Source organism: Streptomyces sp. NPDC034043 (genome assembly GCF_055575675.1).
Map to the genome: position 1 here is coordinate 556,270 of NZ_JBVISF010000003.1, position 26,177 is coordinate 582,446.

Below are 26,177 nucleotides of genomic sequence, written 5' to 3' on the forward strand. Positions count from 1 at the left end.
CGTCCGTCCGGTGGTTTCAACCGTGACGACCGTGGTGGCGACCGTGGCGGCTTCCGCCGCGACGACCGTCCCTCCGGCGGCTTCCGCTCCGGCGGCGCCGGCGAGCGCCCCTACGGCCGCCGTGACGACAACCGCCCGTCCGGCTCCACCTTCGGCGGCCGCCGCGACGACAAGCCCCGCTGGAAGCGCAACGGCTGACGCCTGAGCGCCGCCTGACGAGGACTCGGCCCCCACAGCACTCCGGTGCGGTGGGGGCCGAGCCCATTTCCGGCCGTTTCGCCCCTCCCGCGCCGCATGGCGGGAAACCGCCGGGCCACACCCGGCGATACCCGATCGGCCAGCAGCCCCTCTCCGGCTATGCTCTGGGGTGAGCACATGGAGGGCCATTAGCTCAATTGGCAGAGCAGCGGACTTTTAATCCGTTGGTTGTCGGTTCGAGTCCGACATGGCCTACCGCTCGCGGGCGGGGGAAACCCCTCCGACCTGCACTGAGCGCCCCACCCGGTTTCGGCCAGGTGGGGCGCTCAGTCGTTTCCGGGTCCGCGCGTGAGCGATGCGTGGGCGGATGGCCCGGGGCGTGCCCTCGTCCGCCCCGGCCTGCCCGCCGGTGGCCGGGGACGGCCGCACGCCGTGCGGAAGGCGTGCGGGAGCCGAGGCCACTCCGCGTGCTCAGGCGGGGGCAAGACCGCACACTGGGATAAAAGGGGCCGGCGCCATGTGCGCGGGCCGAGGTGAGGGTGTTCGGCGTGCTTGATGTCCCGCTCTGGCTGTGGGGGGCGTTCGCCGCGACGGTGGTCGTGTCGCTGGCGGTCGACCTCCTGTCCCATCGCACCGCGCACGTCATCGGCTTCAGAGAGGCCGCCGCCTGGAGCGCCCTGTGGGTGAGTCTCGCCCTGATCTTCGGCGCGACCGTCTTCCTCGTCCTCGGTACGACCGCCGGCACCGAGTACACCACCGCCTGGCTCCTGGAGAAGAGCCTGTCCGTCGACAACCTGTTCGTCTTCGCCGTGATCTTCGCGTACTTCAAAGTGCCCCGCGCCTACCAGCACCGCGTGCTCTTCTTCGGCGTCATCGGCGCCCTCGTCTTCCGCGGGATCTTCCTCTCCCTCGGCGTCGCCGTCGTCAGCCGCTTCACCGCGGTGCTCTTCGCCTTCGCGGCGGTCCTCTTCTACAGCACCTACAAGCTCCTCAAGGACGAGGAGGAGAGCTTCGACCCCGGCAAGAGCTTCGCCGTGCGGCTGCTCCGCAAGCTCATCCCGGTACGGGACGAGTACGCCGGGGCGAAGTTCTTCGTCAAGGAAGCCGGCGTACGGATGGCGACCCCGCTGCTCGCGGTGGTCGCCGCGATCGAGGCCGCCGACCTGATCTTCGCTGTCGACAGCGTCCCGGCCGTCCTCGCGGTCAGCGATGACGCCTTCATCGTCTACACCAGCAACGCGTTCGCCATCCTCGGCCTGCGGGCCCTCTACTTCATGCTCGCGGGACTCCTGGACCGCTTCCACTACCTGAACAAGGGCCTGGCGATCATCCTCGCCTTCATCGGCATCAAGCTCATCCTCCAGGCGTCCCACAAGCTCATCAGCCCGCGCATCCCGGAGATCCCCTCACCGGTCAGCCTCGCGGTCATCGTCGTGGTCCTGGCGGGTTCCGTGCTGCTCAGTCTCAGCAGACCGGCCCCACTGGACGTTCCGGGAGAGGCTGACGAAGACGCCCCTGCGGCCACCGAGCGGTCCCGTGGGGCCGGCGCGCCCCCCGAGACGGATGCCACCGAGTACGCAGCGGGTGCACCGGCTCGGGACGGTGAAGCCCGTCCGCGCTCGGGCCGGCTGGAGGGCCAGGGACTTCCCGAGCCGCCAGAACGGGAATATCGTAAAGAAATGGTCAAAATGAAGCGTAAATCCGAAGCCTATGTATGTCCGACGTGTCAGCAGTCGGTGCCGGCCGCGGTCCACCGTCGCAAGACCCTCGGGGTGTTCGTTCCCGCATGGGGCCCAGGTGCATGCCAGAACCGCGATTGTCCCGACTACCGGCTGGACCCCGGGCACAAGCAGCCCCCGGCCCGGTAGCGAGTCGGCGGACTCCGCCGCCGCCGGACCGCCTGGTGCCGGTCCCGGGACCTCCGCACCAGGCGGGTTCCGCTTGCCCGGGTGCCGGGATGGGATCGGTTATCAAGGCTCTGACCTGCGGTGACGTCGTATTTCAGGCGTGCGGGCCGGTTAATTGGCGGGAGGCGTCCCCCGGATGACGTAGAGTTGGGTTTACCGACGCGGGGTGGAGCAGCTCGGTAGCTCGCTGGGCTCATAACCCAGAGGTCGCAGGTTCAAATCCTGTCCCCGCTACTCAGTACGAAGGCCCGGTTCCCTGGTGGAACCGGGCCTTCGTCGTGTCCCGGCTCTGTTCGCCCCGTTCGCCCTTTTCGTGTCCCGGGCGTCCGCCGGTGCCGGTCCCTCACTCCTTCGCCCCGGTCCGCTCGCCGTACCGGGCCGTCTGCCGTCAGCCTGGGGGGACGGGCGCGACCGGGCGGCAGGAGAGCAGCGTGGCGGGGCTGGGCCGGCAGGGTGAGGGCGGCGCCGCGGACGGCGCCGCCCGGCGGGTGGCGCGGCTCCTGCCCGTCCTGCTGATCCTGCTGGGACTGGTCTTCACCCTGCTGACCCCGCCCAGCTTCACGGGGTCCCCCTTCTTCACCGCCGCACCGCTGGTCGCGGCTCCCCTGTTCACCCTCCGGGCGACCGCGCTGACCGGGATCGCCTCCTCGCTGGTGGTCGTCGGCCTCCACGTCCACAACGGCACCAGCTGGAAGGGGGAGGCGCTGACCGAGCTGGTGACGGTGCTGACCGTCTCCGGGCTGGCCCTGCTGATCAACCGGGTCGTACGGCGCGGCGGCGAGCGGCTCGCCTCGGCGAGGGGGATCGCCGAGGCCGCGCAGCGGGCCGTGCTGCCGACCCCGGCCGCGCGGATCGCGGGGCTGCGCGTCTGCGCCCGGTACGAGGCCGCGCAGGCCGACGCCTTCATCGGCGGTGACCTCTACGCCGTCCAGGACACCCCGTACGGCGTGCGGCTCGCGGTGGGCGACGTACGGGGGAAGGGGCTGGGGGCCGTGGAGGCCGTCGCGGTGGTGCTGGGGGCCTTCCGGGAGGCGGCGGAGACCGAGCCGACCCTGGAGGGGCTCGCGCGGCGCCTGGAGCGGGCGCTGGCCCGGGAGGGGGCGCGGCGGGGCAGCCTGGACGCGGTGGAGGGGTTCACCACCTGCGTGCTCGGCGAGATCCCGCCCGGCGCCGAACGGCTGCGGCTGCTCAACCGGGGCCACCCCGAGCCGCTGCTGCTGTACGCGGACGGAGGCCTGGAGGTACTGGCCCCGGCCGAGCCGGCGCTGCCCCTGGGGCTGGGCGAGCTGGCGCCGGACGAGGTCTGCCGGCGCGAGGAGTGGCCCTTCCCGGCGGGCAGCACCCTGCTGCTCTACACCGACGGTTTGACCGAGGCGCGCGACGGGGCGGGCGGCTTCTACGATCCGGCGGCCCGGCTGCGGGGGAGGGTCTTCCCGGGGCCGGACGAGCTGCTCGGCGCGCTCAGCGGCGATGTGCGGCGGCACACCGGCGGAGGCACGACGGACGACATGGCGCTGCTCGCGGTGGCCAGGGCGGGGGAGGGGCGGCCGGAGCGTCGGCGGACCGTCCCCGTGGTGCGCGGCGACGGCCCGTGAGTGACCTGGCGTAGCGGAAGGCGTGCTGGGCGCGAGCGCTTTGACGGTGCGTCATGGGGGCGCCGGGTCTGGAGCGGCGGGAGCGGGGCGGATGGATTGCCCTGGTTGGGGCTGGATATGGCGAATGTGAAGGCCAAAGCTGTGCGATGTGTGTCCGATTGGCGCTAACGATCAATCGCTTCGGCTTGGATTCATTCGTCCGCGTAGATTACCTTTCGATAACGCAGCGCGGTCGTCCCAGCCGTCGCAACGACGGCACCCGTGTGCGTTCTCGCCCATGAGGAGTGTGCCCCGGTGGCCTCCAACTCGCCTGCCTCTGAAGGCATAGACCTCCAGGAGACGCCCACCGCGGGAGCCTGGGGCGAGTGGAATCCCACGGAGGACTCCGCACGCCCGCTCCGCGGCAAGCACCGCGTCCTGAAGCCGCGCGGCGGACTCGCCCGCAGCTCGACCGTGCTCGGCGTCGGCGTGATCGCGGCCGTCGGCGCGGGCGGCATCGCCACCGCGCAGGACCGGCCCCAGGTCTCCATATCCATGCCCTCCGTGCCCGACCTGCTGGGCGGCGGCGGCAGCGACTCCGGCTCCGGCGGCGACGCCGTACGGACCGCCGCCGAGGCCGGCCCCGGTACCGGCCCCGCGGGCGCGGCGCAGACCGCGGAAGTGCCGCAGCAGGCGGGCGAGGCGCTGCTCAACCGGATCCTCCTCCAGGCCGAATCGCAGCAGGACACCGAGGAGGCCCGGGCCCGCGCGGACGCCGAGCGGACCGCGCGCGAGAGTGCCGCCCAGGAGGCCCGGACCCAGCGCGAAGCGGCCGACAAGGAGGCCGAGGCGGCGCGCGCCGCCGCCGAGGCCGCCGCGGAGAAGGCGGCCGCGGAGAAGGCCGCCGCCGAACAGACCGCCACCAAGGCCTCGGCGGGGGCGGGCACCGCATCGGGCTCCGGCACCGGTTCGGGTACGACGGCCGCGGGCGGCTACTCCCTGCCGACCTCCTCCTACACCCTCACCTCGCACTACGGCGTCGCCGGCTCCATGTGGTCCTCCGGCTACCACACCGGCCTCGACCTGGCCGCCCCGACCGGCACCCCCGTCAAGGCCGTGGGCAGCGGCACGATCATCTCCGCCGGCTGGTCCGGGGCCTACGGCTACCGGATCGTCCTCAAGCTTCAGGACGGTACCGAGATCTGGTACTGCCACCTCTCCTCGATGTCCGTGACCTCCGGCTCCGTGGGCGCCGGCGAGACCATCGGCCGGGTCGGCGCGACCGGCAACGTCACCGGTGCGCACCTCCACCTCGAGGTCCGCAAGGGCGGCTCGACGGTGGACCCGCTGGCGTGGATGCGTTCGAAGGGCCTCGACGTCTGACCCCCCGATCGCCTGCCCCCCTGATCACCGCCTGATCGCCCGGCAGTACTGCCGGGCCCGCCCGGTTCCTCACGGGTGCGAGGCCGACAGCTCCGGAGTCCTGGGGGCCGGTACGAGGACCCGCGCGGGCGCCGGGGCGGCCGGCGGGGTCCAGCGCGGCGGGGGCAGCAGGTCCTCCAGTACGGCCGCCCGGGCCAGCGCCGGCGCGGCCGTCGCGCGGCCGAGCCAGAGCCGGTGCAGCAACTCGCGCTCCCGCTCGGCGAATTCCTGATCCCGGGAACCCGGGCCGGACCGCCGGGCGTGGCGGCGCAGCAGGGCCAGGGCGGCGGCGTCCGCCGTGTACCGGGACACCGTTCGGGCGGCGGGGCGGCCTCCGGTGCGGCGGGCCAGGGCGCGGGCCAGTGACCGGGCCGGCATCGAAGCCAGGGCCGGCACCTCCGCCTGACCGAGCCAGCCCGCGGCGGCGTACACCGACAGTTCGGCGGCGACGGCCCGCAGGCAGCGGCGCCGGATCCGCACGGCCAGCCACAGCAGCAGCCCGAACGCCGGGACCATCACGCAGCCGTAGACCACGTAGAAACCGTACTCACCGAAGTGCGAGGAGCCGTTCCACAGCGCGTGCGTGCCCATGGCCAGGGCCAGCCCCAGCACGGGCAGCCCGTTCCTGCGCGCACGGCGGGAGGTGAGCGTGGCCGCGCCGAAGCCGAGGCCGGTGAGCACCGTGAAGAGCGGGTGCGCGAACGGGGAGAGCACGGCCCGCACGAAGAACGTCGCCGCCGTCACCGAGTCCAGCGCGCGGGTGCCGTTGGCCAGGTCCTCCTCGAAGGCGGTGCCCAGGTAGAGGATGTTCTCGGTGAAGGCGAAGCCGGTGGCGGTGAACCCGGCGAACACGATCCCGTCGGCGACGCCGGTGAACCGCCGTCTTCGGAAGACGAACACGAGGAGCAGGGCCGCCGCCTTCGCGGTCTCCTCCACCACCGGCGCGATCGCGACCGAACCGAGGCGGTCGGCGGCGGAGGGGTCGGCGGAGGCCGCGGCCATCCACTCCGTGGCGAAGCTGTTGGCCAGTATCGCGATCAGCGCCGCGGTGCAGGCCCCCCAGCCGAAGCAGAACAGCGACTGCCGCCAGGGGCCCGGCGCGGCCAGGCCGAGCCACCGGAACGCCGCCACCAGCGGCGGCACCGGCAGCAGGGCCAGGCCGAGGCCCACGAAGAAACCGGCCGTGCCGGTCTGCTCCCGCACCAGTTCGAGGATGACGGCGCCGGTGGCGGTGAGCAGCGTGACGAGCACGCACATGCGGGCCGTGCCCGATGGGCGTGCGAGCACACGGGAGAGCGCTCGGTACACATGATGACCCTACCGAGTCGCTCGGACACTCGGAGTGACGTTTGTCAGTTCTTGGAGTCAGGTTCGACCGCGCGCTCGCCGCGGCGGACGAAGAGGAGGTCGTGGACGACGTGGCCCTTGTCCAGGCCCTGCCCCTCGAAGCGGGTGAGCGGGCGGAACTCCGGGCGGGGCGCGTAGCCGCCGTCGGCCTGGGTGTTCTCGAACTCGGGGTGGGCGGTGAGGACTTCGAGCATCTGCTCGGCGTAGTCCTCCCAGTCGGTCGCGCAGTGGAGCACGGCGCCGGGCGCCAGGCGGGTCGCGGCCAGGTCCAGGAACTCGGGCTGGATCAGGCGGCGCTTGTGGTGGCGGACCTTGGGCCACGGGTCCGGGAAGTACACGCGCATACCCGCGAGGGAGGCGGGCGGGAGCATCTCGCGGAGCAGGATGATCGCGTCGCCGTTCGCCACCCGGATGTTGGTGAGACCGTTGCGCTCGGCGAGGGCGAGGAGGTTGCCCTGCCCGGGGGTGTGCACGTCGACGGCGAGGATGCCGGTGCCGGGATCGGCGGCGGCCATCTGGGCGGTGGCCTCGCCCATGCCGAAGCCGATCTCCAGGACGACGGGGAGGCCGCCGAAGAGCTTGCCGAGGTCGATGACCTCGTGGCCGTCGATGTCGAGGCCCCAGGTGCCCCACAGCCGCTTCAGCGCTTCGCCCTGGCCGGTGGTGACCCGGCTGCGGCGCGGCTGGAAGCTGCGGATCCGCCGCTCGTGGTGCGACCCGGCGGGGTCGGGCGCGGGGCCGTCGGGGAACCGCGGCTCGGTGCGCCACTTGGGCGGCGTGTACGCCTCCGGCGGGGAGTCGGGGAGGCTGGGCTGGGGGTTCAGGGGCTCAGACACAATGCGGAGATTCTACGACGGGGGGTGGGGGCGGTGGCCCTGGCCGGGCGGTACGGGGGTGCCTTCGGGGGAGGGGTCAGGGGGTGCGGAGGTGGCGGAGGGCTCGGGTGGCGATCTCGCGGCCGATCGGCAGGGAGGCGGTCGCCGCGGGCGAGGGGGCGTTCAGGACGTGCACCGTGCGCGGGGCCTCACGGATGAGGAAGTCGTCCACCAGCGTCCCGTCCCGCAGCACCGCCTGGGCGCGGACCCCCGTCGGCGCGGGGGTGAGGTCCGCCTCCGTGACGGCCGGCAGCAGGCGGCGTACGGCCTCCGTGAAGGCCCGCTTGGACAGGGAGCGGTGGATCTCGCCCGCCCCGTACCGCCAGTGCCGCGCGGCCATCCGCCAGGATCCCGGCCAGGCCAGCTCCGTGGCCAGGTCCCGCGGGCGGACCGTGCCCCAGCCGTAGCCCTCGCGGGCCAGGGCGGGGACGGCGTTCGGGCCGACGTGGACCCCGCCGCCGATGCCCCGGGTGAGGTGGACGCCGAGGAAGGGGAACGCCGGGTCGGGCACCGGGTAGACCAAAGCCCGGACCAGCTCCGGGCGGGCCAGGTCGTGGTACTCACCCCGGAAGGGGATGATCCGCATGCCCGGGTCGTCACCGGCCAGGCGGGCCACCCGGTCGCACTGGAGGCCCGCGCAGTTGACCAGGACCCGGGCGCGGAACACGCCGCCCGCGGTGGTGCGGACCGCCACCGCGGAGGGGCGGCGGGAGATCAGGTCCGCCTCCGCGCCGTAGACGATCTCCGCTCCGGAGCTCTCGGCGAGCTGAGCCGCGACCCGGCCGTAGTCCACGATCCCGGTGGTGGCCACGTGGATCGCGGCGAGGCCCCGGACGTGCGGCTCGTACTCCGCGATCTGGGCCGGTCCCAGCTCGCGCACCGGGATGCCGTTCTCCCGGCCGCGCTGGACGAGGGAGTGCAGCCGGGGCAGCTCGGAGCGGTCGGTGGCGACGATCAGCTTGCCCGTCACCTCGTGCGCGATGCCGTGCTCCGCGCAGAACTTGACCATCTCGGCGGCGCCGTGCACCGCGTAACGGGCCTTGAGGGAGCCCGGGCGGTAGTAGATGCCGCTGTGGATCACGCCGCTGTTGCGGCCGGTCTGGTGCCGGGCCGGGCCGGGCTCCTTCTCCAGCACGGTCACCCGGGTGCCCGGGGCCAGGCGCGACAGGGCATGGGCTGTCGACAAGCCGACGATCCCGCCACCGATCACCAGCACGTCGCAGTCCACGCTGACACCTCCCACCCCTGCATACTGCACCCCGCCACCGGCAACGGGGCTACGCGGGGGCCACGAGCAGCGGGCGGGCCCGTTCGCGCAGCTCCGCGACGCGCGGCTCGTCGCCGTACGGTTCCAGCCGGTGCAGCAGGTCCCGTACGTACTCGGTCGTGCGCGCCGAGGAGATCCGGCCCGCGACCTCCACGGCCCGGGTGCCGGCGGCGCAGGCCGCGTCGAGGTTGCCCGACTCCAGCTCGGCGACCGCGCTCACCACCAGCCGCAGCCCGTGCGAGCGCACGTACTCCTCCGTGGGGCGCGAGAGCGCCTGCTCGGTGAAGCGGCGGACCTGGCGGGGGAGTTTGAGGTCCCGGTAACATTCCGCGGCATCCGCCGCGAAACGGTCGTACGAGTAGAAACCCAGCCAGGTCGGGTCGGCGTCGCCGTCGCGGGAGCGCTCCAGCCAGCCCTCGGACGCCCGCAGCGCCGCCCCGGCGGCCGCCGAGTCGCCCGCCTTCGCGTGGGCCCGGGCTTCGACCAGCCGGAAGAAGCTCATGGTGCGGGCGGTGGCCAGCCCGCGGTTGCGTTCGACGGCGGCCTGGGCGAGGTCCACGCCCTCGTCCGGGAAGTCCCGGTAGGTCGCCTGGAGGGACATCGAGGCCAGGACGTACCCGCCGAGCGGGACGTCGGCCGCCGCCCGGGCCAGGCGCAGCGCCTGGATGTAGTAGCGCTGGGCGGCCTCCTGCTGACCGGTGTCGAAGGCCATCCAGCCGGCCAGCCGGGTCAGCTCGGCGGTCGCCCCGAAGAGCGCGCGCCCCACCTCGTCGGTGTAGGAGCCGAGCAGCAGCGGCGCCGCGTCCACCCGCAGGCACTCGGGCACCATCGACGAACGCCAGTCGCCGCCGCCGTACTTGGAATCCCAGCGGCGTGCGTCCTCCGCGGCCTCGCGCAGCTTGGTCACGTCGCTGTGGCCCACGCGCTGCGGGAAGGCCTCCGGGACGGGCCTGGCGGCGGCAGTGACGGCCGGCGGTACGGTTTCGGGCCCGGACTGGGCGGGCACAACGCCCTGAGCGGGGGTTTCAGGTGTCCGTCGCGGCGGGGCGACGGCCGTGGAAGCCCGGCCGGTGGCCGCTGCGCCCGGGCCGACGCCCGGGGCGCCGACGGGGGCCGGTTCGCGCGCGACCGAGCTGTCGGCCGGAGATATCAGCCACCGGGAGGCGGGCGTCGCGTACGCCGACACGGAGAACGAGCCGGCGAGCGACTGCCAGATCCCGCCACCGCCACGCCGCCCGGCGAGGTCCAGCCGGTAGAGGTCGGTCGCCGAGCGCACCGCCGCGCCGATGTCGCGCGGGAAGGCCAGCCCCACCTCCGGTGCCGGATCGGCGTCCGCCAGCCCGATCTCGTGCAGCGGGACCGGCCGGCCGAGCTTCGCGCCGATGGCGGCGGCGATCAGGTGCGGGGCCGCGCCCTGCGGCACCATCCCCTTCGACACCCACCGCGCCACGGACGTCTTGTCGTACCGGAGCGTCAGGCCGCGCTGCGCACCGAGGTCGTTGACCCGCCGGGCCAGCCCGGCGTTGCTGATGCCCGCGAGGGCGAGGACGGCGCCGAGCTTCTCATTGGGCTCGCGGAGCTCCCTGGACATGCGCCACCCCTCGTCACACGCGGAACGCAGACGCCGCCGGGGCATAGGCGCCCGGCATTTCGTAAACCCAGCGTAGTTCCCCGCCTCCCAAGCGTTAAGGCCCCGAGTTCCGTATGGCGGGATTGTTGTCCGTATGCACAGTCCGCCCGGGGGGTCGTGCCCCGGGCGCGCGCGTCGGCTCGTGCTCCGGCCGTGTGGCCGTGCGCCCGGCCGTGCGCTCTGGCCGCTCACGGGGCCCGGCGATTCGATGTGCGGTGCGTGGGTCGGCCCGCTGAGTGGATCCGGTGGGCCGGGGGATGCCGCTGCCTCAATCCCCGCGGGTGGCGGAACGGTCCGGGAGGTCGCAGACGCCTCCCGGACCGCGCCACGCGGCCGTCCCCGGCCGCTCGCGCGAGGGCCCGCAGGGGCCCTCAGTACGGCCGAAGAATGGCCGAAACCGACCTATGGGGCGGTGGGAACGGAACGCCAAATACCGTGTGACCGGGGCGTGTTCGTTCGCATGTGCGCCCCCCGAAGCCACTCTCGCACGCCCTTCTCGTGGCAGCATGGACCCCGAGCCACCCGGGGTCCCGCCGGCCGCGCCCTCCAAGCGCCGACGCACGCCGACGCACGTTGTCCGTGCCGTCCCGGCCGTCCGTTGCCCCGGTCATTTGCCCACGGGCTGGGGGAGGCGGCGGTGCGCTGGTTGGTCGGGTGGAGCAGTATCGCCGCGAGCTTCGGCACGGCCGGACGCGTCTCGTCCGGCCCGGGAGCACCGGCGGACCCCTCCCACGGCTCCCCCTACGGCACCCCCTCCCACGGCCGCCCGCCCTACCCCGGGCCGCCCCAGCACGGAGGCATCGCCGACGCCGCTCACGCCGACGACCCCGCCGCCCAGGACGCCGAACGCACCGTCCAACCCGTCGGCGCCCAGCTCCTGTGGGGCGACCCCGACCCCCTCTGGGCCGTCGGCGACTGGCGCCCGGACGAGATCCGCACCGTCACCGCCGACCCCGCCGACCCCTTCACCCGGCTCGCCGTGCTCGGCTGCTGCGGCGCCACCGACGACGAGCTGCGCCGCGCCCTCTACGCCGCCCGCGGCGGCGCCCTGCGCCACCTCACCGAGTGGCCCGGCAGCTACACCGCCGTCGTCCAGGCCGGACGCCGGATCACCGTCCTCGGCGACCTCGCCGGCGCACGGCCCGTCTTCTACACCCCCTGGGCGGGCGGAACCGCGTACGCCACCGCCGCGCTCCCCCTCGCCGACCTCATCGAGGCGCAGCTCGACGTCGGCCACCTCGCCGCCCTCCTCGCCTGCCCCGACAGCCCCGAGGCACTGGGCGACGGCACACCGTACGCCGGCGTCCGGCGCATCCCGCCCGGCCACACGCTGATCCTGCGCGAGGGCTCCCGGGAGATCACCGGCTACGAACCGGTGGCCTCCCTCGCCGTGGCCGCCCCCGAGGCCGACCCCGAACGGGCGGTGGAGGGCGTACGGGAAGCGTTGACCGCGGCGGTGCGCGCCCGGCTCACGGCGCCGCGGCATGCCCCCGAAACCCTGCTCCCCGACCCCGGACCGGTGCCCGGCATGGGCCCCGCCGACCGGCGCGCGGCCCGCGGCGCACCCGCACCCGGAGTCGGCGCCGACCTCTCCGGCGGCACCGCCTCCGCGACGCTCGCCCTCCTCGCCGCCGGCCTGCCCGGCGCCCCCGGCACCCTCCACGGCTCCGGCTCGCGCCTCCTCGCCGTCACCTTCAACGACCTCGCCACCCCGCAGGGCCGCGAGGGCGAACTCGCACGCGCCCACGCCCTCGCCGCCGACCCCCGGCTGCACCACATCGTCGTGGCCGCCGCCGAAGAAGCCCTCCCGTACGCGGAACTCGACGGCCCCCTCACCGACGAACCCGGCCCCTCCCTCGTCTCCGCCGCCCGCGAACGGCGCCGGCTGGCGGCCGGCTCCGCCGACCACTTCACCGGACACGGAGCCCGCCGCGTCCTCGACGCGCACCCCGCCCGCATGGCCGACCTCCTCCTGGACCGCAGACGCCGCCACCTGCTGCGCCCCGTCGCCGCCCTCGCCCGCTCCGCGCCCGCCGACCCGCTGCTCGTCCCCTTCTCCGTCTACTCGGCCGCCCGCCGCCTCGCCCGTACGCCGTACCGCGCGGGCATGGAGGCCGCGGCGGCCCGGCTGCGCGCGGGAGGCACCGCACTCGCCGCCGCCTCCGGGCCGGTCGACGCCTCACTGGCGGCCCTCACCTGGTCCCGGCCCGGCCCCGCCGCGGGCTGGCTCACCGGCGAAGCCCTGGCGGAAGTATCGATCCGGCTGAGGGCAGCCGCCGGACGGCCCCCGCTGTCGCTGCGCCCCGGCGAAGCCCGCGCCCGCGCACTGCTGACCCGTCACGCCGCCGACCACCGGGTCTTCGAGCAGGCCGTGGAGGTCCGCAGCCAGCGCCTGCACACGCCGTTCCTCGACAACCAGGTCGTACGGGCCGCGCGCGCCCTGCCCGAGTCCCTGCGGGTACAGCCCGGGGCCCGCGCCGAGATCCTGCGCAGCGTCCTGGCCTCCGCCGGAGTACGCGAACTCCCGCCCGGCTGGGGCGCCACCTCGCACACCCCGAACGAGACCGCCACCCGCCTGGGACTGAGGGCCGCCCTCACCTCCCTGCTGGCCCTCTTCACGGCACCGCTCCTCGCGGACGCAGGCCTCGTCGACGCCCGCGTCGTCCAGCAGGCCCTGATCGACGCGGCGGAGGGCCGGCCCGTCCCGCTCGACGGGCTCGCGGAACTCGTCTCGATGGAACTGTGGCTCCGCCGCCTCCTGGCCCGTCGCGGCACCTGCTGGACCGGCACCTCAACCCCCCGCCGCCGCGCGGTCCCGCCCCTGGACACCCGCCTTCCCCGCCTCACCCCACCGGCCCTCCCGGCCAGCCGCTGAGGGGGCCCGGTGGGCGGCGGGGCGGGGGCCACCGGGCCCGGTGGCGGCTGACCGCCCCCGCCCCCGCCCCACAGCGGCGACAACCCGGCCCGGCCGGCGGCCGGCGGGGGTCCCGCCCCGCCGGTCCCCGGCCTGGGGCCCGGGGCCGGGGCGGAGCCCGCCGCCTCCGGCCCCGCCGGCCTCTGGGTCCGCCGGCCTCTGGGTCCGCTGGCCTCTGGGTCCGCCGCCTCTGGGCCCGCCAGGCTCCCGGGCCCGCCGCCTCCGGGCCCGCCGCCTCTGGGGCGCCGGGGTCGGGCGCGGAGCCCCCGGGTGTTCCCGCCCCGCCGCCCCGGCCCCGGCCCCGGCCCCGGCCCCGGGTCCGGCCCCGGGTCCGGCCCCGGCCCCGGCCCCGGCCCCGGCCCCGGCCCCGGCCCCGGGTCCGGGTCCGGGGCCGGGGTGGAGCCCAGGTGTTCCAGCCCCGCCGGCGTTTGAGGCGCGGGGCTCCGGGGTGGCGCCCCAGGGAACGGGCGAAGGGCGGGTAGGGGACCCGCTCCGCGCAGCGGCACACGGCCCGCGGCCGACCGACGGCCCGGCCCCAGCCCCGCCCCCCGCCCGCCCGCCGGAAAACCCACCCGCGCCCCCCGCAGCGGCAAGGCAGAATTGGCCGGTGCGGTACCGAATCCTCGGCCCCACCGAGGCACATGACGACACCGGCGCCCCCCGAACCCCCGGCGGCGCCCGCCTGCGCGCGCTCCTCACCGCCCTCGCCCTGCGCGCCGGCGCCCCGGCCGCCGCGTCCGTCACCGACCTCGTCGACGAGGTCTGGGGCGACGACCCGCCCCAGGACGCCCCCGCCGCCCTCCAGGCCCTCGTCTCCCGTCTGCGCCGCGCCCTCGGCGCCGGGCAGCTGACCACCGACCCCGCCGGCGGCTACCGCCTCACCGCCGACCGCGACGACGTCGACCTCCACCGCTTCACCCGTCTCGCGGCCCTCGGCGCCGAGCAGCTGGCCGGCGACCCCGGCACCGCCGCCACCACCCTCCGCGAGGCCCTCGCCCTGTGGCGCGGCCGCGCCCTCGCCGACCTCCCCGAACCGGCCCGCACCACGCACGCCGCCGCCTGCGAGGCCCGCCGCGCCCGCGCCCAGCGGGACCGCGTCGAGGCCGACCTGCGCTGCGGCGCCACCGCTCCCGCCGAACTCCTGCCGGAGATCGAGGCGCTGATCCAGGACCATCCGTACGACGAACCACTGCGCGCCCAGCAGATCCGCGCCCTGCGCGCCGCGGACCGCCCCGCCGACGCCCTCGCCGCCTACGAACGCACCCGCCGCGACCTCGCCGAAGGCCTCGGCGCCGACCCCGGCCCGGCGCTGCGCGCCCTGCACGCAGAGCTGCTCCGGACCCCGTCCCCGCAGTCCCGCGGCAACATCCGGCCCCGCCTGACCTCCTTCGTCGGCCGCGAGCCCGAACTCGCCGCCCTCGCCGCCGACCTGGACCGCGTACGCCTCGTCACCCTCACGGGCCCCGGCGGCTCCGGAAAGACCCGCCTCGCCGAGCACGCGGCCGCCGCCCGGCCCGACTCCGGCTGGCTCGTCGAACTCGCGCGCCTCGACCACCCCGCGGCCGTCCCCGGCGCCGTCCTCAGTGCCCTCGGCCTGCGCGAGAACAGCCTCGTCGCCCGCGAGCGGACCACCGCCGACGACGACCCCACCGCCGCCCTCGTCGAACACTGCGCGCACCGCCGCCTGCTCCTCGTCCTGGACAACTGCGAGCACGTCATCGGAGCCGCCGCGGAACTCGCCGAACGCCTCCTCACCCACTGCCCCGGCGTCCGGATCCTGGCCACCAGCCGCGAACCCCTCGGCGTGCCGGGCGAGTTCCTGCGCCCCCTCGAGCCCCTGCCGCCCGCCCCCGCGCACCGGCTGTTCGCCGACCGGGCCGCCGCCGCCCGCCCCGGCTTCCGTCCCGGTGACGACCCGGCCGCCGTCGCCGAGATCTGCGCCCGCCTCGACGGACTGCCGCTCGCCATCGAACTGGCCGCCGCCCGGCTGCGCCTGCTCACCCCGCGCCAGATCGCCGACCGGCTCGACGACCGGTTCCGCCTCCTCACCGGCGGCGCCCGCACGCTGCTGCCCCGCCAGCAGACCCTGCGCGCCGTCGTCGACTGGTCCTGGGACCTCCTCGGCCACGCCGAGCACACCGTCCTCGCCCGGCTGTCCGCCTTCGCAGGCGGCTGCGACCTGGAGGCGGCCGAAGCCGTCTGCGCGGACGACACCACCGACCCCGCCGGCACCACCGAAGCCTCCGCCGGCACCACCGAAGCCTCCGCCGCCACCAAGGTCACCGACGTCGCCGAAGCCATGGCGGCCCTCGTCGACAAGTCCCTCGTCCAGGCCGACCCCGGCCCCGACGGCATGCGCTACCGCCTCCTGGAGACCATCCACGAGTACGCCGCCGAGCGCCTCGCCGCGGACCCGGCCGACGCCCGCGCCACCGCCCGCCGCCACGCCGCCCACTACGCCGCCCTCGCCGAGCGCGCCGAGCCGCTGCTGCGCTCCGCCGGCCAGCTCCCGTGGATCCGCCGCGTCGAGACCGAGCTCGACAACCTCCGCTCAGCCCTCCACACCACCACCGGCGGGGACCCGGACGACGGCGACACCGAGACCGCCCAACGCCTGCTCTCCGCCCTCGGCTGGTTCTGGTGGCTGCGCGACTACCGCGCCGAGGGCGCCGACTGGACCGCCCGCCTCCTCGCCCGGATCCCCGCCGAACCGCCCGAGGACTCCCCGGACTACTGGCCCCACATGCGCCTGCGCATGCTCCACATGTTCCTGCGCGCCGAGAGCACCGGCCCGCAATGGTTCCGCACGCCCGAGCACCAGGCCGTCGCCGTCCGCATCAAGGAGGTCTTCCGCCGCGAAACCCCGGAGGCCACCCGCTTCCCCGGCATGCTCTGGCCCACGATCTGCTTCCTCACCGGCGACATCGTCGGCTTCCACACGAGCATCGACGAATCGATCGCCAACTGCCGTCGCCACGGAGGCGAATGGGAGCTCGCGATCCCCCTGCTGATGCGCACCCACTTCGCCATCGACACGACCGGCGGCCTCTCCACCGCGGACACCGACCTCACCGAGCTTCAGGACCTCGCCCACCGCGTCGGCGACCGCTGGATCCGCGCCCAGGTGGCCAGCGCCGCCGGGGAAGCCGCCCTCTCGCGCAGCCAGTACGCCACCGCCCGCGCCGCCTACGAGGAGTGCCTGCGCCTCGCCCGGGAGGTCGGCGCCCGCATCGAGGCGCCCTTCGCGATCGCCCGCATCGCGGAGACCGCCTACCGCGAAGGGGACTTCGACACCGCCGAGAGGCTGCTGGCGGAGGCCGACCGCGAGGCCCACGAGCACGGCGGGGTGTACGACGTGAGCGCCTTCGCCCGGTTCCTGTCCGCCACGCTCGCCCTCCAGCGCGGCGACCACGACCGGGCCCGCGCCGAGTGCGCCGCCGCCCGCGCGGCGGGTGAGCAGGGCAGCGTAGCCGCGCAGTTCACCGCCGGGCTGGGCCTCATCGAGGCCGTTCTGGAGGCCCGTGAGCACGGCGCGCGGGCAGGGCTGGCGAGGATCGGCCCGGTCTTCGCCGGCGCGGTGGAGGCGCACTGCGCGGAACGCGTCCTGGCCGGCATCGCCGAGTCGGCGTCACTGTTCCTGGCCGACGCCGGCCGTCCCGAGGAGAGCGTACGAGTCCTCGCGGCGGCCACCGCCTGGCGCGCGGGCCTTCCCCGCCCGGTCCCGGAGGAGGCCGCCCTGGAGGGGCTCCCGGAACGCACCCGCGCCGCTCTCGGGGCGGCCGGCCAGGCCCGGGCGGAGGCCGAGGGCCGGACCCTGACCCCGGGCGAGGCCCTCGCGGTGCTCGGCGCGGTCACCGAGGCGGCCGGCCTCAGCCGCAGCTGATCACCGCGTCGGCCCAGCTCGCCAGCGTCGGCAGGTGCCCCTGCCGGACCTGCTCCACCACCAGCCGCAGCTTCGTGTGCCCGGCCAGCGGCACCTCGACCGGCACCGGGGCGTCGTCGTACCCGAGCGCGCCGGAGCGCCACAGCCGCTGCCCGTCGCCGTAGACGGAGAACCGCACCGTCCCGTCGGTCAGCAGCGACAGCCCGTCCACCCCGGCCCGCGCCGAGAAGCGGGTGCACTGCCGGTTGAGGGTGATCTCCACCGAGGAGCGGGAGTGGACGGTGATCCCCTGCGCGAACTGCCGGCCGCCGGCCACCAGCCCCCACCGCTGCCACACCCAGCTGCTGCGCCAGGTCTCCAGCTCCGGCCCGGTGCCCTTCCCGTACGCGGAGTGCCCCAGCCCGGCCAGCCGGAACCCCTGCGGCGGCGGCGGTGCCTTGAGCCGGGGCCGCGAAGGGGCCGGCTTCGGCCGGGGGCTCTCCGGAGCCGGCGGCACGGCCGGGGGAGCGGGGGCCGAGGAGCGTGACGCGGACGGCACCGCGCTCCGCCGGGGCGGCGCGACCCGTGCCGCCGGCGTCGGATCCGCGGGCGGCGTCGACTCCGGCGCGGCGGGCACGGACGGCGCGGGCGGCTCGGGCGCCACCGGCGCCACCACCCCGGGTGCGGGCGCGGCCTGCGGCTCGGGATCGTCCCCGGCCAGGGCGAACACCACCCCGGCGGCAGCGGCGACCGCGATCCCGGCCGCGATGGCGGCCTTGGCGGGCAGGCCCAGGCCCTCGGAGACCACCGCCCCCCCGGCCCCACCGGCACCCCCTGCCCCGGCCCCACCAGCAGCCCCGGCCCCGGCAGCCCCCGCCCCCGCAGCCCCGGCCCCGGCCGAGGATCCGCCCGCCGCGGCGGCGGCAGCCCCCGCGCCCCCGGCGGCGACGGCCCCACCGGCCACCACCCCGGCCGCCTTGGCGGCGTACCCGGCGGCGAACCACCCGATGACCGCCACCGGCAGCAGCGCGGGAATGCCCGCGTTGACGTCCTTCAGCTCTCCGGCGGCGAGCCGGCACTTGGCGCACTCCTCGAGGTGCTTGCGCAGCCCCCGCTCCGCCCGCATCCGCAGCCCGCCCCGGGCGTACGCGCCCAGCCGGTCCGCATAGCGGGCGCAGTCGCCGCCCGAACTGAGCGCGGAACTCACATGGGCCTGGAGGTACGCCTGCTTGAGGCCCTCCCGGGCCCGGCTGGCCAGTACCGCCGTCGCGTTGGCGCTCAGCCCGAACAGCGGGGCGATCGCACTCGGCGAGGCCTCCTCGACGGTGGTGTGCCACAGCACGGCCTGCCACCGCTCCGGCAGGCTCCGGAAGGCCTGCATCGCGAGCGACCGCTCGGCTTCGTGCATCGCCCGGACATCGGCGCCCAGTTCCAGGGTGTCGTCCCCGGACAGCCCGCCGGCGCTCTCCGCACCCGCGGCCGCCTGCTCCGCGAACACCGCGAAGTCCTCGACCAGATGTTCCCGCCGGGCGGTCTTCGCCCAGGCCGCGGCGACCCGCCGCACGGTGGTCAGGAGGTAGGCCCGCACCGACTGGTCCGGCCCGGCCCCGCCCCGTACCGCTTGCAGGGTCCGCGCGAACACCTCGGCGGTGAGGTCGTCGGCGGTGTGCCCGTCCCGGCAGCAGGTCCGCGCGTAGCGCCGTACCGCGTCGGCGTGCCGTCGGAACAGCTCCTCGTAGGCGCCGTCGTCCCCACCGCGCATCCGGCTGATCAAGTCGCCGTCGGAGGGGGGAAGTTCACCGTCCAACGGTCCGGACGCGGCATGCCGTCCGCCGCGTTCGCGCTGGGCCGGGACCTGCTGGGCGGGCAGGCTGCCCGCCCCCGCCTCACCGGTTCCACCGACGCCACCGAGAGACTCGTCCCGCCCGTCAACGCTCATCGCGGAAGCCCCCGCACGACACACTCGAACCGGTACACCGATCCAGCCTGTCACACGGCGGTGGCGCCCCGGGGCGGTCTCCGCGGCATCCACCCGTCCGGGCAAGATCCGGCGAATCGCCGTACGGCTCATCACCCCTTCGAGCGATGCGCCATCAGACGCCCCCCATTGACGCCCGTCCCCGACAGCCCGGCCGCCGGCTTCAACCCGCAGCCCCGGCTCCCGGCCCCGACGCCAGACAGTCCCCCAGACACGCCCCCGCCGCCGACGGCCCGGTCCCCACCCCTGCGGGGACCGGCCCGTCAACGACTCGGCGCGACCGCTCAGCGAGCGGCGAGCGGCGGTTCGCCGGCGGCCGAGGCGCCGCTCACGCGGTGCGGGAGCGCAGCCCCTCGAGCAGGATGTCCAGCAGCCGGGCCGAAGCCGCGGCCTGCTGAGCCGGGTCGGGCAGGGCGGGCGCGGCCGTCGCTATCACCAGCAGCACATCGGCCACCGTGACGTCGGCGCGCAGCTCACCGGCTTCCCGCGCCCGGTCCACCAGCTGGCCGACGACCTCCAGCAGCGCACCCGCTCCGGCGTCCTCCGAGGGCTCGTCCTCGATCGAGGACCGCGCGCCCACGACGCGCAGCCCCGCCGTGCCGCCGACGGCCTGGCGCTGGTGCGGCACGCGGGCCGCGGCTTCCTCCTGGGCGGCGTCCTCCTCGGCGGCCGAGCCGACCCGCAGGACCTGCGGCGGGAGCAGCCGGCCCGCGCCGGAGGCCACGGAGGTGCGCAGGAAGCGCGAGAGCGCCTGCCACGGCTCCTCCTCCTGGCCCAGGGCGGACTTGGCCTGCTCGGTGAGCCGGTCGGTCTCCTCCTCGGCTATCCGCCGGACCAGCACGTCCTTGCTGGGGAACCGCCGGTAGACGGTCCCGACACCGACCCGCGCCCGCCGTGCCACGTCCTCCATCGGAGCCCCGTAGCCCAGCTCGCCGAAGACCTCCCGGGCCGCCCGCAGGACGTGCTCGAGGTTGCGCTGTGCGTCGACGCGCAGCGGCGTGGACCGGCCCACTCCGTGGGTGGTCGAGCCTGCCATCACGCGGCCACCGGTCTCCGCGGACAGAGCGGTGACAGAGCCATGGAAATCGGAAATGTTCATATGTATCCCCCGGTAATCACTTGTCTCCCCCCGGAGACACTCCCCGCCTTCGTGTCGAGGGGGGCCACGGTCATGAGGGCCCAGGTCCTACATCCTCGACGAGATACGAACATAGTTGAGCCAGAGTCAATTCAGAAGAGGCAGCCCCCGACCGAGCACCGCCCGATCGGAGCATTCACCCCCACTTTTCCGCCACAACTCCCCGGAATCACCCCCTCCGGTGCCCTGACCTGCGGACTTTTAACGTGATCGGGATCTCCTGGCAGCCCCGTCCCACCACCCCCGCCGGTCACACAATTTGCCGGGCCTGTGGACAAACTCCCGGCCACGTTGCGTCATGGGGTGGTGAAGGCTGCTAACTCCCGGGGCGACGACCCCGGTCCCCCGCCCCGCACGCGCATCCTCGTCGTCGGCGGCGGCTACGTCGGCATGTACACGGCCCTGGGCCTCCAGCGGAAGCTGAGAGCCGGCGAAGCCGAGGTCACCGTGGTGACCCCGGAGCCCTACATGACGTACCAGCCCTTCCTCCCGGAAGCCGCGGCCGGCGCGATCTCGCCCCGGCACGTCGTGATCCCCCTGCGCCGCGTCCTGGACCGCTGCCGCATCGTCATCGGCGAGGCCCAGCGCATCGACCACGCCAAGCGGACCGCGACCGTCACCACCCTCGCGACCACCGAGGAGGGCACCGGCGGCATCGAGATCGAATACGACGAACTCGTCCTCGCCCCGGGCTCCGTCTCCCGCACCCTCCCCGTCCCCGGACTCGCCGACTACGGCATCGGATTCAAGACCGTGGAAGAGGCCATCGGCCTGCGCAACCACGTCATCGAACAGATGGACATCGCCTCCTCCACCCGCGATCCCGCAATCCGCGACGCCGCCCTCACCTTCGTCTTCGTCGGCGGCGGTTTCGCCGGCGTCGAGGCACTCGGCGAACTGGAGGACATGGCCCGGTACGCGGCCCGGTACTACCACAACGTCAAGCCCGAGGACATGAAATGGGTGCTGGTCGAGGCCAGCGACCGGATCCTCCCCGAGGTGGGCCCCGAAATGGGCGTCTACACCGTCCGTGAGCTGCGCAGCCGCAATATCGACGTCCGCCTCGAGACCCGCCTCGAATCCTGCGAGAACCGGGTCGCCGTCCTCAGCGACGGCTCCCGCTTCCCCACCCGCACCATCGTCTGGACCGCCGGCGTCAAACCCCACCCCATCCTCGCCGCCAGCGACCTCCCCAAGAACGAACGCGGACGCCTCACCTGCACCTCCTTCCTCACCGTCGAAGGCGTCGAACACGCCTGGGCCGCCGGCGACGCCGCCGCCGTCCCCGACATCACAGCCGACACCGGCGCCGAAGGACCCGCCCGCGAGTGCGCCCCCAACGCCCAGCACGCCGTACGCCAGGCCAAACAGCTCGCCGACAACCTGGTCGCCGCCCTGCGCGACGAGGCCCTCACCGAGTACGCCCACAAGTACGTCGGCTCGGTCGCCTCGCTCGGCCTCCACAAGGGCGTCGCGCTGCTCTACGGCCGCAAGCTCAAGGGCTACCCCGCCTGGTTCATGCACCGCGCCTACCACCTCAGCCGCGTCCCCACCTTCAACCGCAAAATGCGGGTCCTCGCCGAATGGACCCTCGCCGGCCTCTTCAAACGCGAGATCGTCTCCCTCGGATCCCTCGAACACCCCAGGGCAGAATTCGAACTCGCCGCAGGCGGCGGCCCCCGGAACCAGCCGCCCAAGCCCGACCCCGACCCACCGCGGGACAAGCAGGGCTGACGTTGTCAGTGCCGTCGGCCACACTGGGCGTGTGACCATAGGTGGGCTCACGCCTGCACACAGTGACACCCGACGAGTGACACCGACGAGCGACCGACCACAGGGGCACCACCCGGCACCGCCGGGCGGACACACCGCGACCACCTGCGACACCACGAGGCTTGAACGCAGTGAACTTCACGCGCTGGAGCGCCCGCTTTCCCGGCACGCGCCGCGCCGCCGCCCGGAACGAGCACGCCGCGGCCCAGGCCAAACGCGGTGAGGGCTCCGTCCCGGCAGCCCGCGGCGCCGCCCACCGTGCCGGGCCCCAAGAGGGCACCCCGGCCGAAGCCACCGTCCGCGGCACCGGCATGGCCCCGCTCCCCGCCGTCCCCGCCCTCGACGAACTGCCCGTACGGGAAGTCCTCGGCCTGCTCCCGGCCCTCGTCGCCCTCGTCCACGGCCCCGAGCACCGCGTCGCCTACGTCAACGACGCCTACACCGCCGGCTTCGGCCCCCGCCCCACCGGCGCCCCCGCCCACACCGCCCTCCCCGAACTCGGCGACCTCGGCCTGCTCCCGCTCCTCGACCAGGTCCAGCGCAGCGGCAAGCCCCGTACCGCCAAGAACCGCACCGCCCCCGGCGGCGGCAGCTCGTACACGGTCACCTGCACCCCGGTCGAGTTCCCCAAGGCGGTCACCGACGGCGAACCGGACCCCGAGCACACCGGCATCCTGGTCCACCTCGCCGACGTCACCGACCACGCCGAAGCCCTCGAACGCCTGCGCGCCAGCGAGCGCCGCCAGCGCGAGGCCGCCGTCACCCTCCAGCGCTCCCTGCTCCCCCAGGAGCTCGAACAGCCCGACGACCTCCGCGTCGCCGCCACCTACCAGCCCGGCGGCACCGAAGCCGCCGTCGGCGGCGACTGGTACGACGTCATCACCCTCGGCGCCGGCCGCACCGCCCTCGTCATCGGCGACGTCATGGGCCGCGGAGTCCGCGCCGCCGCCGTCATGGGCCAGCTCCGCACCGCCGTCCGCGCCTACGCCCGCCTCGACCTGCCCCCGCACGAGGTCCTCCAGCTCCTCGACGGCCTCGCCGCCGAGATCGACGCCAGCCAGATCGCGACCTGCGTCTACGCCGTCCACGACCCCAACGAAGGACTGCTGGCCTACGCCTCCGCCGGCCACCTCCCCATCCTGGTCCGCGACGAGGACGGCACCGTACGCCGCGCCGCCGACCCCACCGGCCCGCCCCTCGGCACCGGCGGCTGGCTGCACACCTCGGGCACCATCGCCCTCGGCCCCGGCTCCACCGCCGTCCTCTACACCGACGGCCTCGTCGAACGCCGCGGCGAGGACATCGACGAAGGCGTCGCCGCCCTCGAACGCGCCCTCTCCGGCGCCCAGGGCACCCCCGCCATCATCTGCGACCGCCTGATGCGCGCCCTCGGCGTGGACGCCGACCACGACGACGACGTCGCCGTCATGGTCCTCCAGCAGCCCGCCCGCACCGGCGTCGACGCCGAGCTCTTCCACAACGCCGCCCTGGAACTCCTCGGCGGCGTCGAGGCCGCCCCGCGCGCCCGCGCCTTCGCCCAGGGCGTCCTCAGCTCCTGGCGCTTCCCCGTCGAGCTGTGCGACCTCGGCGTCCTCGCCGCCAGCGAGCTCGTCGCGAACTCCCTCCAGCACGGCACCCCGCCCATGCACCTGCGCCTGCGCCGCACCGACCGCCGCCTGATCGTCGAGGTCACCGACGGGGACGACCACCTCCCGCGCCGCCGCCGCGCCGAACCGGCCGACGAGACCGGCCGCGGCATCTCGATCGTCGCCACCATCGCCTCGGCCTGGGGCTCCCGCCGCACCCCCGGCGGCGGCAAGGCCGTCTGGTGCGAGTTCGCCCTGCCCGACACGTAGCCGCACGAAAAGAGGAAGAGCCCCCGGCCAAAAGGACCGGAGGCTCTCCCTGCTCCTACGCATTACGCGGACACGCGCTCCGCCCGCTCCACGGCCACGGCCGCCTTCCCGGCGACCGCCGGCCCCTGCGCCACGACCCTGCTCACCACGGACGGGTTGTCCTGCACCGGGCTCAGCCGCCCGCCCAGCCGCAGCGCCAGCACCGAGATCCCGAGCGACACGAGCACGAAAACCCCGATGTACAGCATCGGAATCCCCGCCCCCAGCGGCACACCCAGCGGCCCGAGCGCCAGCGCCATCTGCTTGACCAGGGCGAAGGCCGAGTTGTACTGCCCGACCGAACCCTCCGGCGCCAGATCGGCGACCAGCGGCGCCAGCGTCGGCGACAGCATCGCCTCACCGATGCCGAAGAGCGCGTACGTGGTGATGAACGCGGCGGCGGCCATCATCGCGCTCCCGTGGCCCAGACCCGAGAACCCGGCGATCAGCCACGCCACCGTCCAGATCAGCCCGACCAGCGCGATGACCCGCGACCGGCGGCGCTTCTCGACCAGCTTCAGCACCACGAACTGCGCCACGACGATCGCACCCGTGTTGGCGGCGAGCGCGAACCCGAGGGTGGACGGGGAGATCCCCGCGGCCTCGGTACCGAAGGCCGCCAGACCCGACTCGAACTGCCCGTAGCAGGCGAAGAACAGCACGAAGCCCAGCACGCACAGCTGGACCATCGCCTTGTGACCCAGCAGCCGCTTCCAGCCGCCGCCCGCCGGCGCCGCGTCCTTGGCCATCGCGTCACTGATGTTCTGGACGTGCGGCATGCGCACGGTGGCGATGACGACCGCCAGCACCAGGAACATCACGGCCTCGATGCCGAACAGCAGGGCGAAGCTGCCCGGACGGCTCTCGTCGACGATCTGGCCGCCCACGAGCCCGCCGATGCCCAGGCCGAGGTTCTGCATGAAGAACTGCAGGGCGAAGGCACGCGTACGGGTCGACGGCGTCGAACACCACACGATCATCGTGGCCAGCGCCGGCTGCATCACGGCCTGCCCGGCGCCCAGCGCCAGCGCGGACAACAGGATCGGGGCGATGCCGGTGGAGAGCCCGAGGGAGAGCGCACCCACCGAGGCGATGACGGCGGCACCCATCACCACGGGCACCGGACCACGCCGGTCGATGACCCGGCCGGTGAAGGGCAGCGCGACGAGAGCGCCCAGGGCGAACGCCACGAACGCGCTCGTGGCCGCCATGGAGCCCAGACCTCGCACCTGCGCCACATAGATGTAGAGGAACGGAACCGTGAAACCGATGCCGAACGCGGTCAGCGCGTTGCCGGCCTGGATCCGCCGCATCGCAGCGCCCATCACCTTGGTCACTTCTCACCTGCCTTGAGAGCCGAAGACTGAAGACTTCAGAACTTCACACCTAAACTTCGATCCTTAACTCTACACACCGAAGGAGTTAGACGCCAACGGGTTCATGCGATACTTCCGACCATGGGTGACACCCCCGACGGCGCTACGCCCGTCCACGAGCCGAGCCTCGATGAGCAGATCGCCGTCTACCAGCGCGAGTTCCAGGACCTCGACCCCCAGGTCGAGAAGGTGGTCTCGGCGCTGAGCCGGCTGAACCGCCGTATGAACGTCGCGTACGGCCGCCAGACCGCGGCCCTGGGCATCAGCAACGCGGAGTGGGAGGTCCTGAAGGCCCTCGTCATCTCCGGGTCGCCTTACCGGATGGGCCCGAGCGAGCTCGCGAAGCAGCTGGGCCTGACGCCGGCCGCGATGACGCACCGGATCGACCGCATGACGGCGGAGGGTCTGGTCACCCGCGAGCGGGACGAGTCCAACAGGGTCCGCGTGATCGTGGAGCTGACGGACGAGGGCCGCAGCAAGTGGCTCGACGCGATGCGCGCGGCCACGGTCTTCGAGGAGGACCTTCTCCAGGACCTCTCCACGGCGGAGCGCGGAGTACTGGGAGACATGCTGACCCGGCTCCTGGACCGCGTGGAGGAGCTCCAGTCCCGGTCCTGACCGGCCCCACCTCCCGGGTTGACACACCCCTCGTGGATCCGTAAGGTTCTTCGAGTTGCCCCGGAGCCGGAAGGTTCCGGAGTCAGCGATCCCGCCGCCTCGTTGCGGCAACCTACTCAGCACGATCTCCCACTGGGAACGAATTCGGCGTGCCCGAATTCATTTCCGAAGGCCCGATTATCGGTTGCCGGGGAAATCGGCTAGAGTTCAGGAGTCGGAAGGGCCCAACAGCCCGGAAGGCAAACCCCGCTGACTGGGGGTCAGGCCCGAAAGAGTCTGATAGAGTCGGAAACGCAAGAACGAAGAACAGAACGAAAGCCCGGAGGAAAGCCCGAGAGGGTGAGTACAAAGGAAGCGTCCGTTCCTTGAGAACTCAACAGCGTGCCAAAAATCAACGCCAGAA

15 protein-coding genes, 2 tRNA genes and 1 pseudogene are annotated in these 26,177 nt (G+C 74.4%); 11 read left to right on the top strand and 7 right to left on the bottom strand.

The genetic code is table 11. The features are described 5' to 3' along the window. From ACZ51S_RS11090 to ACZ51S_RS11115, 6 genes and pseudogenes are all read left to right on the top strand, one after another. On the top strand, nt 1–198 hold a 198-nt coding region (locus ACZ51S_RS11090), incomplete at its 5' end, for a hypothetical protein (RefSeq protein ID WP_468960549.1). A gap of 182 nt (nt 199–380) precedes the next feature. Next, nucleotides 381–453: transfer RNA gene (locus ACZ51S_RS11095), tRNA-Lys, on the top strand. Nucleotides 454–746: 293 nt separating this feature from the next. Further along, a pseudogene (locus ACZ51S_RS11100) lies at nt 747–1,727 on the top strand (TerC family protein); the annotation flags it as partial. A gap of 538 nt (nt 1,728–2,265) precedes the next feature. Next, nucleotides 2,266–2,339 (top strand) — tRNA-Met (locus ACZ51S_RS11105). A gap of 197 nt (nt 2,340–2,536) precedes the next feature. Beyond that, nucleotides 2,537–3,700: a PP2C family protein-serine/threonine phosphatase gene (locus ACZ51S_RS11110; protein ID WP_468885442.1), complete on the top strand. Its 1,164-nt coding sequence runs from the start codon at nt 2,537–2,539 to the stop codon at nt 3,698–3,700. Nucleotides 3,701–3,994: 294 nt separating this feature from the next. After that, the gene (locus tag ACZ51S_RS11115) at nt 3,995–5,062 is read left to right on the top strand and encodes a M23 family metallopeptidase (RefSeq protein ID WP_468801647.1); all 1,068 of its coding nucleotides are present in this window, start codon (nt 3,995–3,997) and stop codon (nt 5,060–5,062) included. A 69-nt stretch (nt 5,063–5,131) separates the two neighbouring features. Here ACZ51S_RS11115 and ACZ51S_RS11120 read toward each other — a convergent pair whose 3' ends face one another. The 4 genes from ACZ51S_RS11120 to ACZ51S_RS11135 form a co-directional block, all read right to left on the bottom strand. Next, entirely contained in the window at nt 5,132–6,358 is a 1,227-nt protein-coding gene (locus ACZ51S_RS11120) for a PrsW family intramembrane metalloprotease (protein WP_468960579.1), read from the bottom strand. 95 nt (nt 6,359–6,453) lie between these two features. Beyond that, a complete protein-coding gene (gene trmB, locus ACZ51S_RS11125; RefSeq protein ID WP_468960581.1) occupies nt 6,454–7,272 on the bottom strand; it encodes a tRNA (guanosine(46)-N7)-methyltransferase TrmB in 819 nt (272 codons plus the stop codon). Between the two features lie 88 nt (nt 7,273–7,360). Beyond that, nucleotides 7,361–8,581 (bottom strand): L-2-hydroxyglutarate oxidase, encoded by a 1,221-nt coding sequence (gene lhgO, locus ACZ51S_RS11130; protein ID WP_468960551.1) that lies wholly within the window; start codon nt 8,579–8,581, stop codon nt 7,361–7,363. A gap of 19 nt (nt 8,582–8,600) precedes the next feature. Further along, complete coding sequence (locus ACZ51S_RS11135) at nt 8,601–10,181, bottom strand: sporulation protein (protein ID WP_468479693.1); 1,581 nt, start codon at nt 10,179–10,181, stop codon at nt 8,601–8,603. A gap of 676 nt (nt 10,182–10,857) precedes the next feature. Between ACZ51S_RS11135 and ACZ51S_RS11140 the strand changes: the two genes are divergently transcribed. Continuing rightward, nucleotides 10,858–13,095, top strand: a complete 2,238-nt coding sequence (locus ACZ51S_RS11140) for an asparagine synthase-related protein (protein ID WP_468885439.1) — start codon at nt 10,858–10,860, stop codon at nt 13,093–13,095. Nucleotides 13,096–13,741: 646 nt separating this feature from the next. Further along, nucleotides 13,742–17,017 (top strand): AfsR/SARP family transcriptional regulator, encoded by a 3,276-nt coding sequence (locus ACZ51S_RS11145; protein ID WP_468960553.1) that lies wholly within the window; start codon nt 13,742–13,744, stop codon nt 17,015–17,017. Here ACZ51S_RS11145 and ACZ51S_RS11150 read toward each other — a convergent pair. Next, on the bottom strand, nt 17,004–18,935 hold the full coding sequence (locus ACZ51S_RS11150) for a sigma-70 family RNA polymerase sigma factor (protein WP_468960555.1): 1,932 nt from the start codon (nt 18,933–18,935) through the stop codon (nt 17,004–17,006). The two genes, ACZ51S_RS11145 and ACZ51S_RS11150, sit on opposite strands and share 14 nt — an antisense overlap. Before the next feature lie 367 nt (nt 18,936–19,302). Beyond that, on the bottom strand, nt 19,303–20,073 hold the full coding sequence (locus ACZ51S_RS11155) for a TetR/AcrR family transcriptional regulator (RefSeq protein ID WP_468960557.1): 771 nt from the start codon (nt 20,071–20,073) through the stop codon (nt 19,303–19,305). Nucleotides 20,074–20,415: 342 nt separating this feature from the next. Here ACZ51S_RS11155 and ACZ51S_RS11160 point away from each other — a divergent pair, with 342 nt between their 5' ends. Further along, nucleotides 20,416–21,846, top strand: a complete 1,431-nt coding sequence (locus ACZ51S_RS11160) for an NAD(P)/FAD-dependent oxidoreductase (protein WP_468479698.1) — start codon at nt 20,416–20,418, stop codon at nt 21,844–21,846. A gap of 170 nt (nt 21,847–22,016) precedes the next feature. Next, nucleotides 22,017–23,741 carry an ATP-binding SpoIIE family protein phosphatase gene (locus ACZ51S_RS11165; RefSeq protein WP_468801666.1) on the top strand — a complete coding sequence of 575 codons (1,725 nt, stop codon included), beginning with the start codon at nt 22,017–22,019 and terminating at the stop codon, nt 23,739–23,741. A gap of 62 nt (nt 23,742–23,803) precedes the next feature. On the opposite strand, the gene ACZ51S_RS11170 is transcribed toward ACZ51S_RS11165, so the two are convergent. Next, nucleotides 23,804–25,105 carry an MFS transporter gene (locus ACZ51S_RS11170; RefSeq protein WP_468479701.1) on the bottom strand — a complete coding sequence of 434 codons (1,302 nt, stop codon included), beginning with the start codon at nt 25,103–25,105 and terminating at the stop codon, nt 23,804–23,806. 132 nt (nt 25,106–25,237) lie between these two features. Between ACZ51S_RS11170 and ACZ51S_RS11175 the strand changes: the two genes are divergently transcribed. Next, nucleotides 25,238–25,774 carry a MarR family winged helix-turn-helix transcriptional regulator gene (locus ACZ51S_RS11175; protein ID WP_388932338.1) on the top strand — a complete coding sequence of 179 codons (537 nt, stop codon included), beginning with the start codon at nt 25,238–25,240 and terminating at the stop codon, nt 25,772–25,774. Nucleotides 25,775–26,177: the final 403 nt, after the last annotated feature.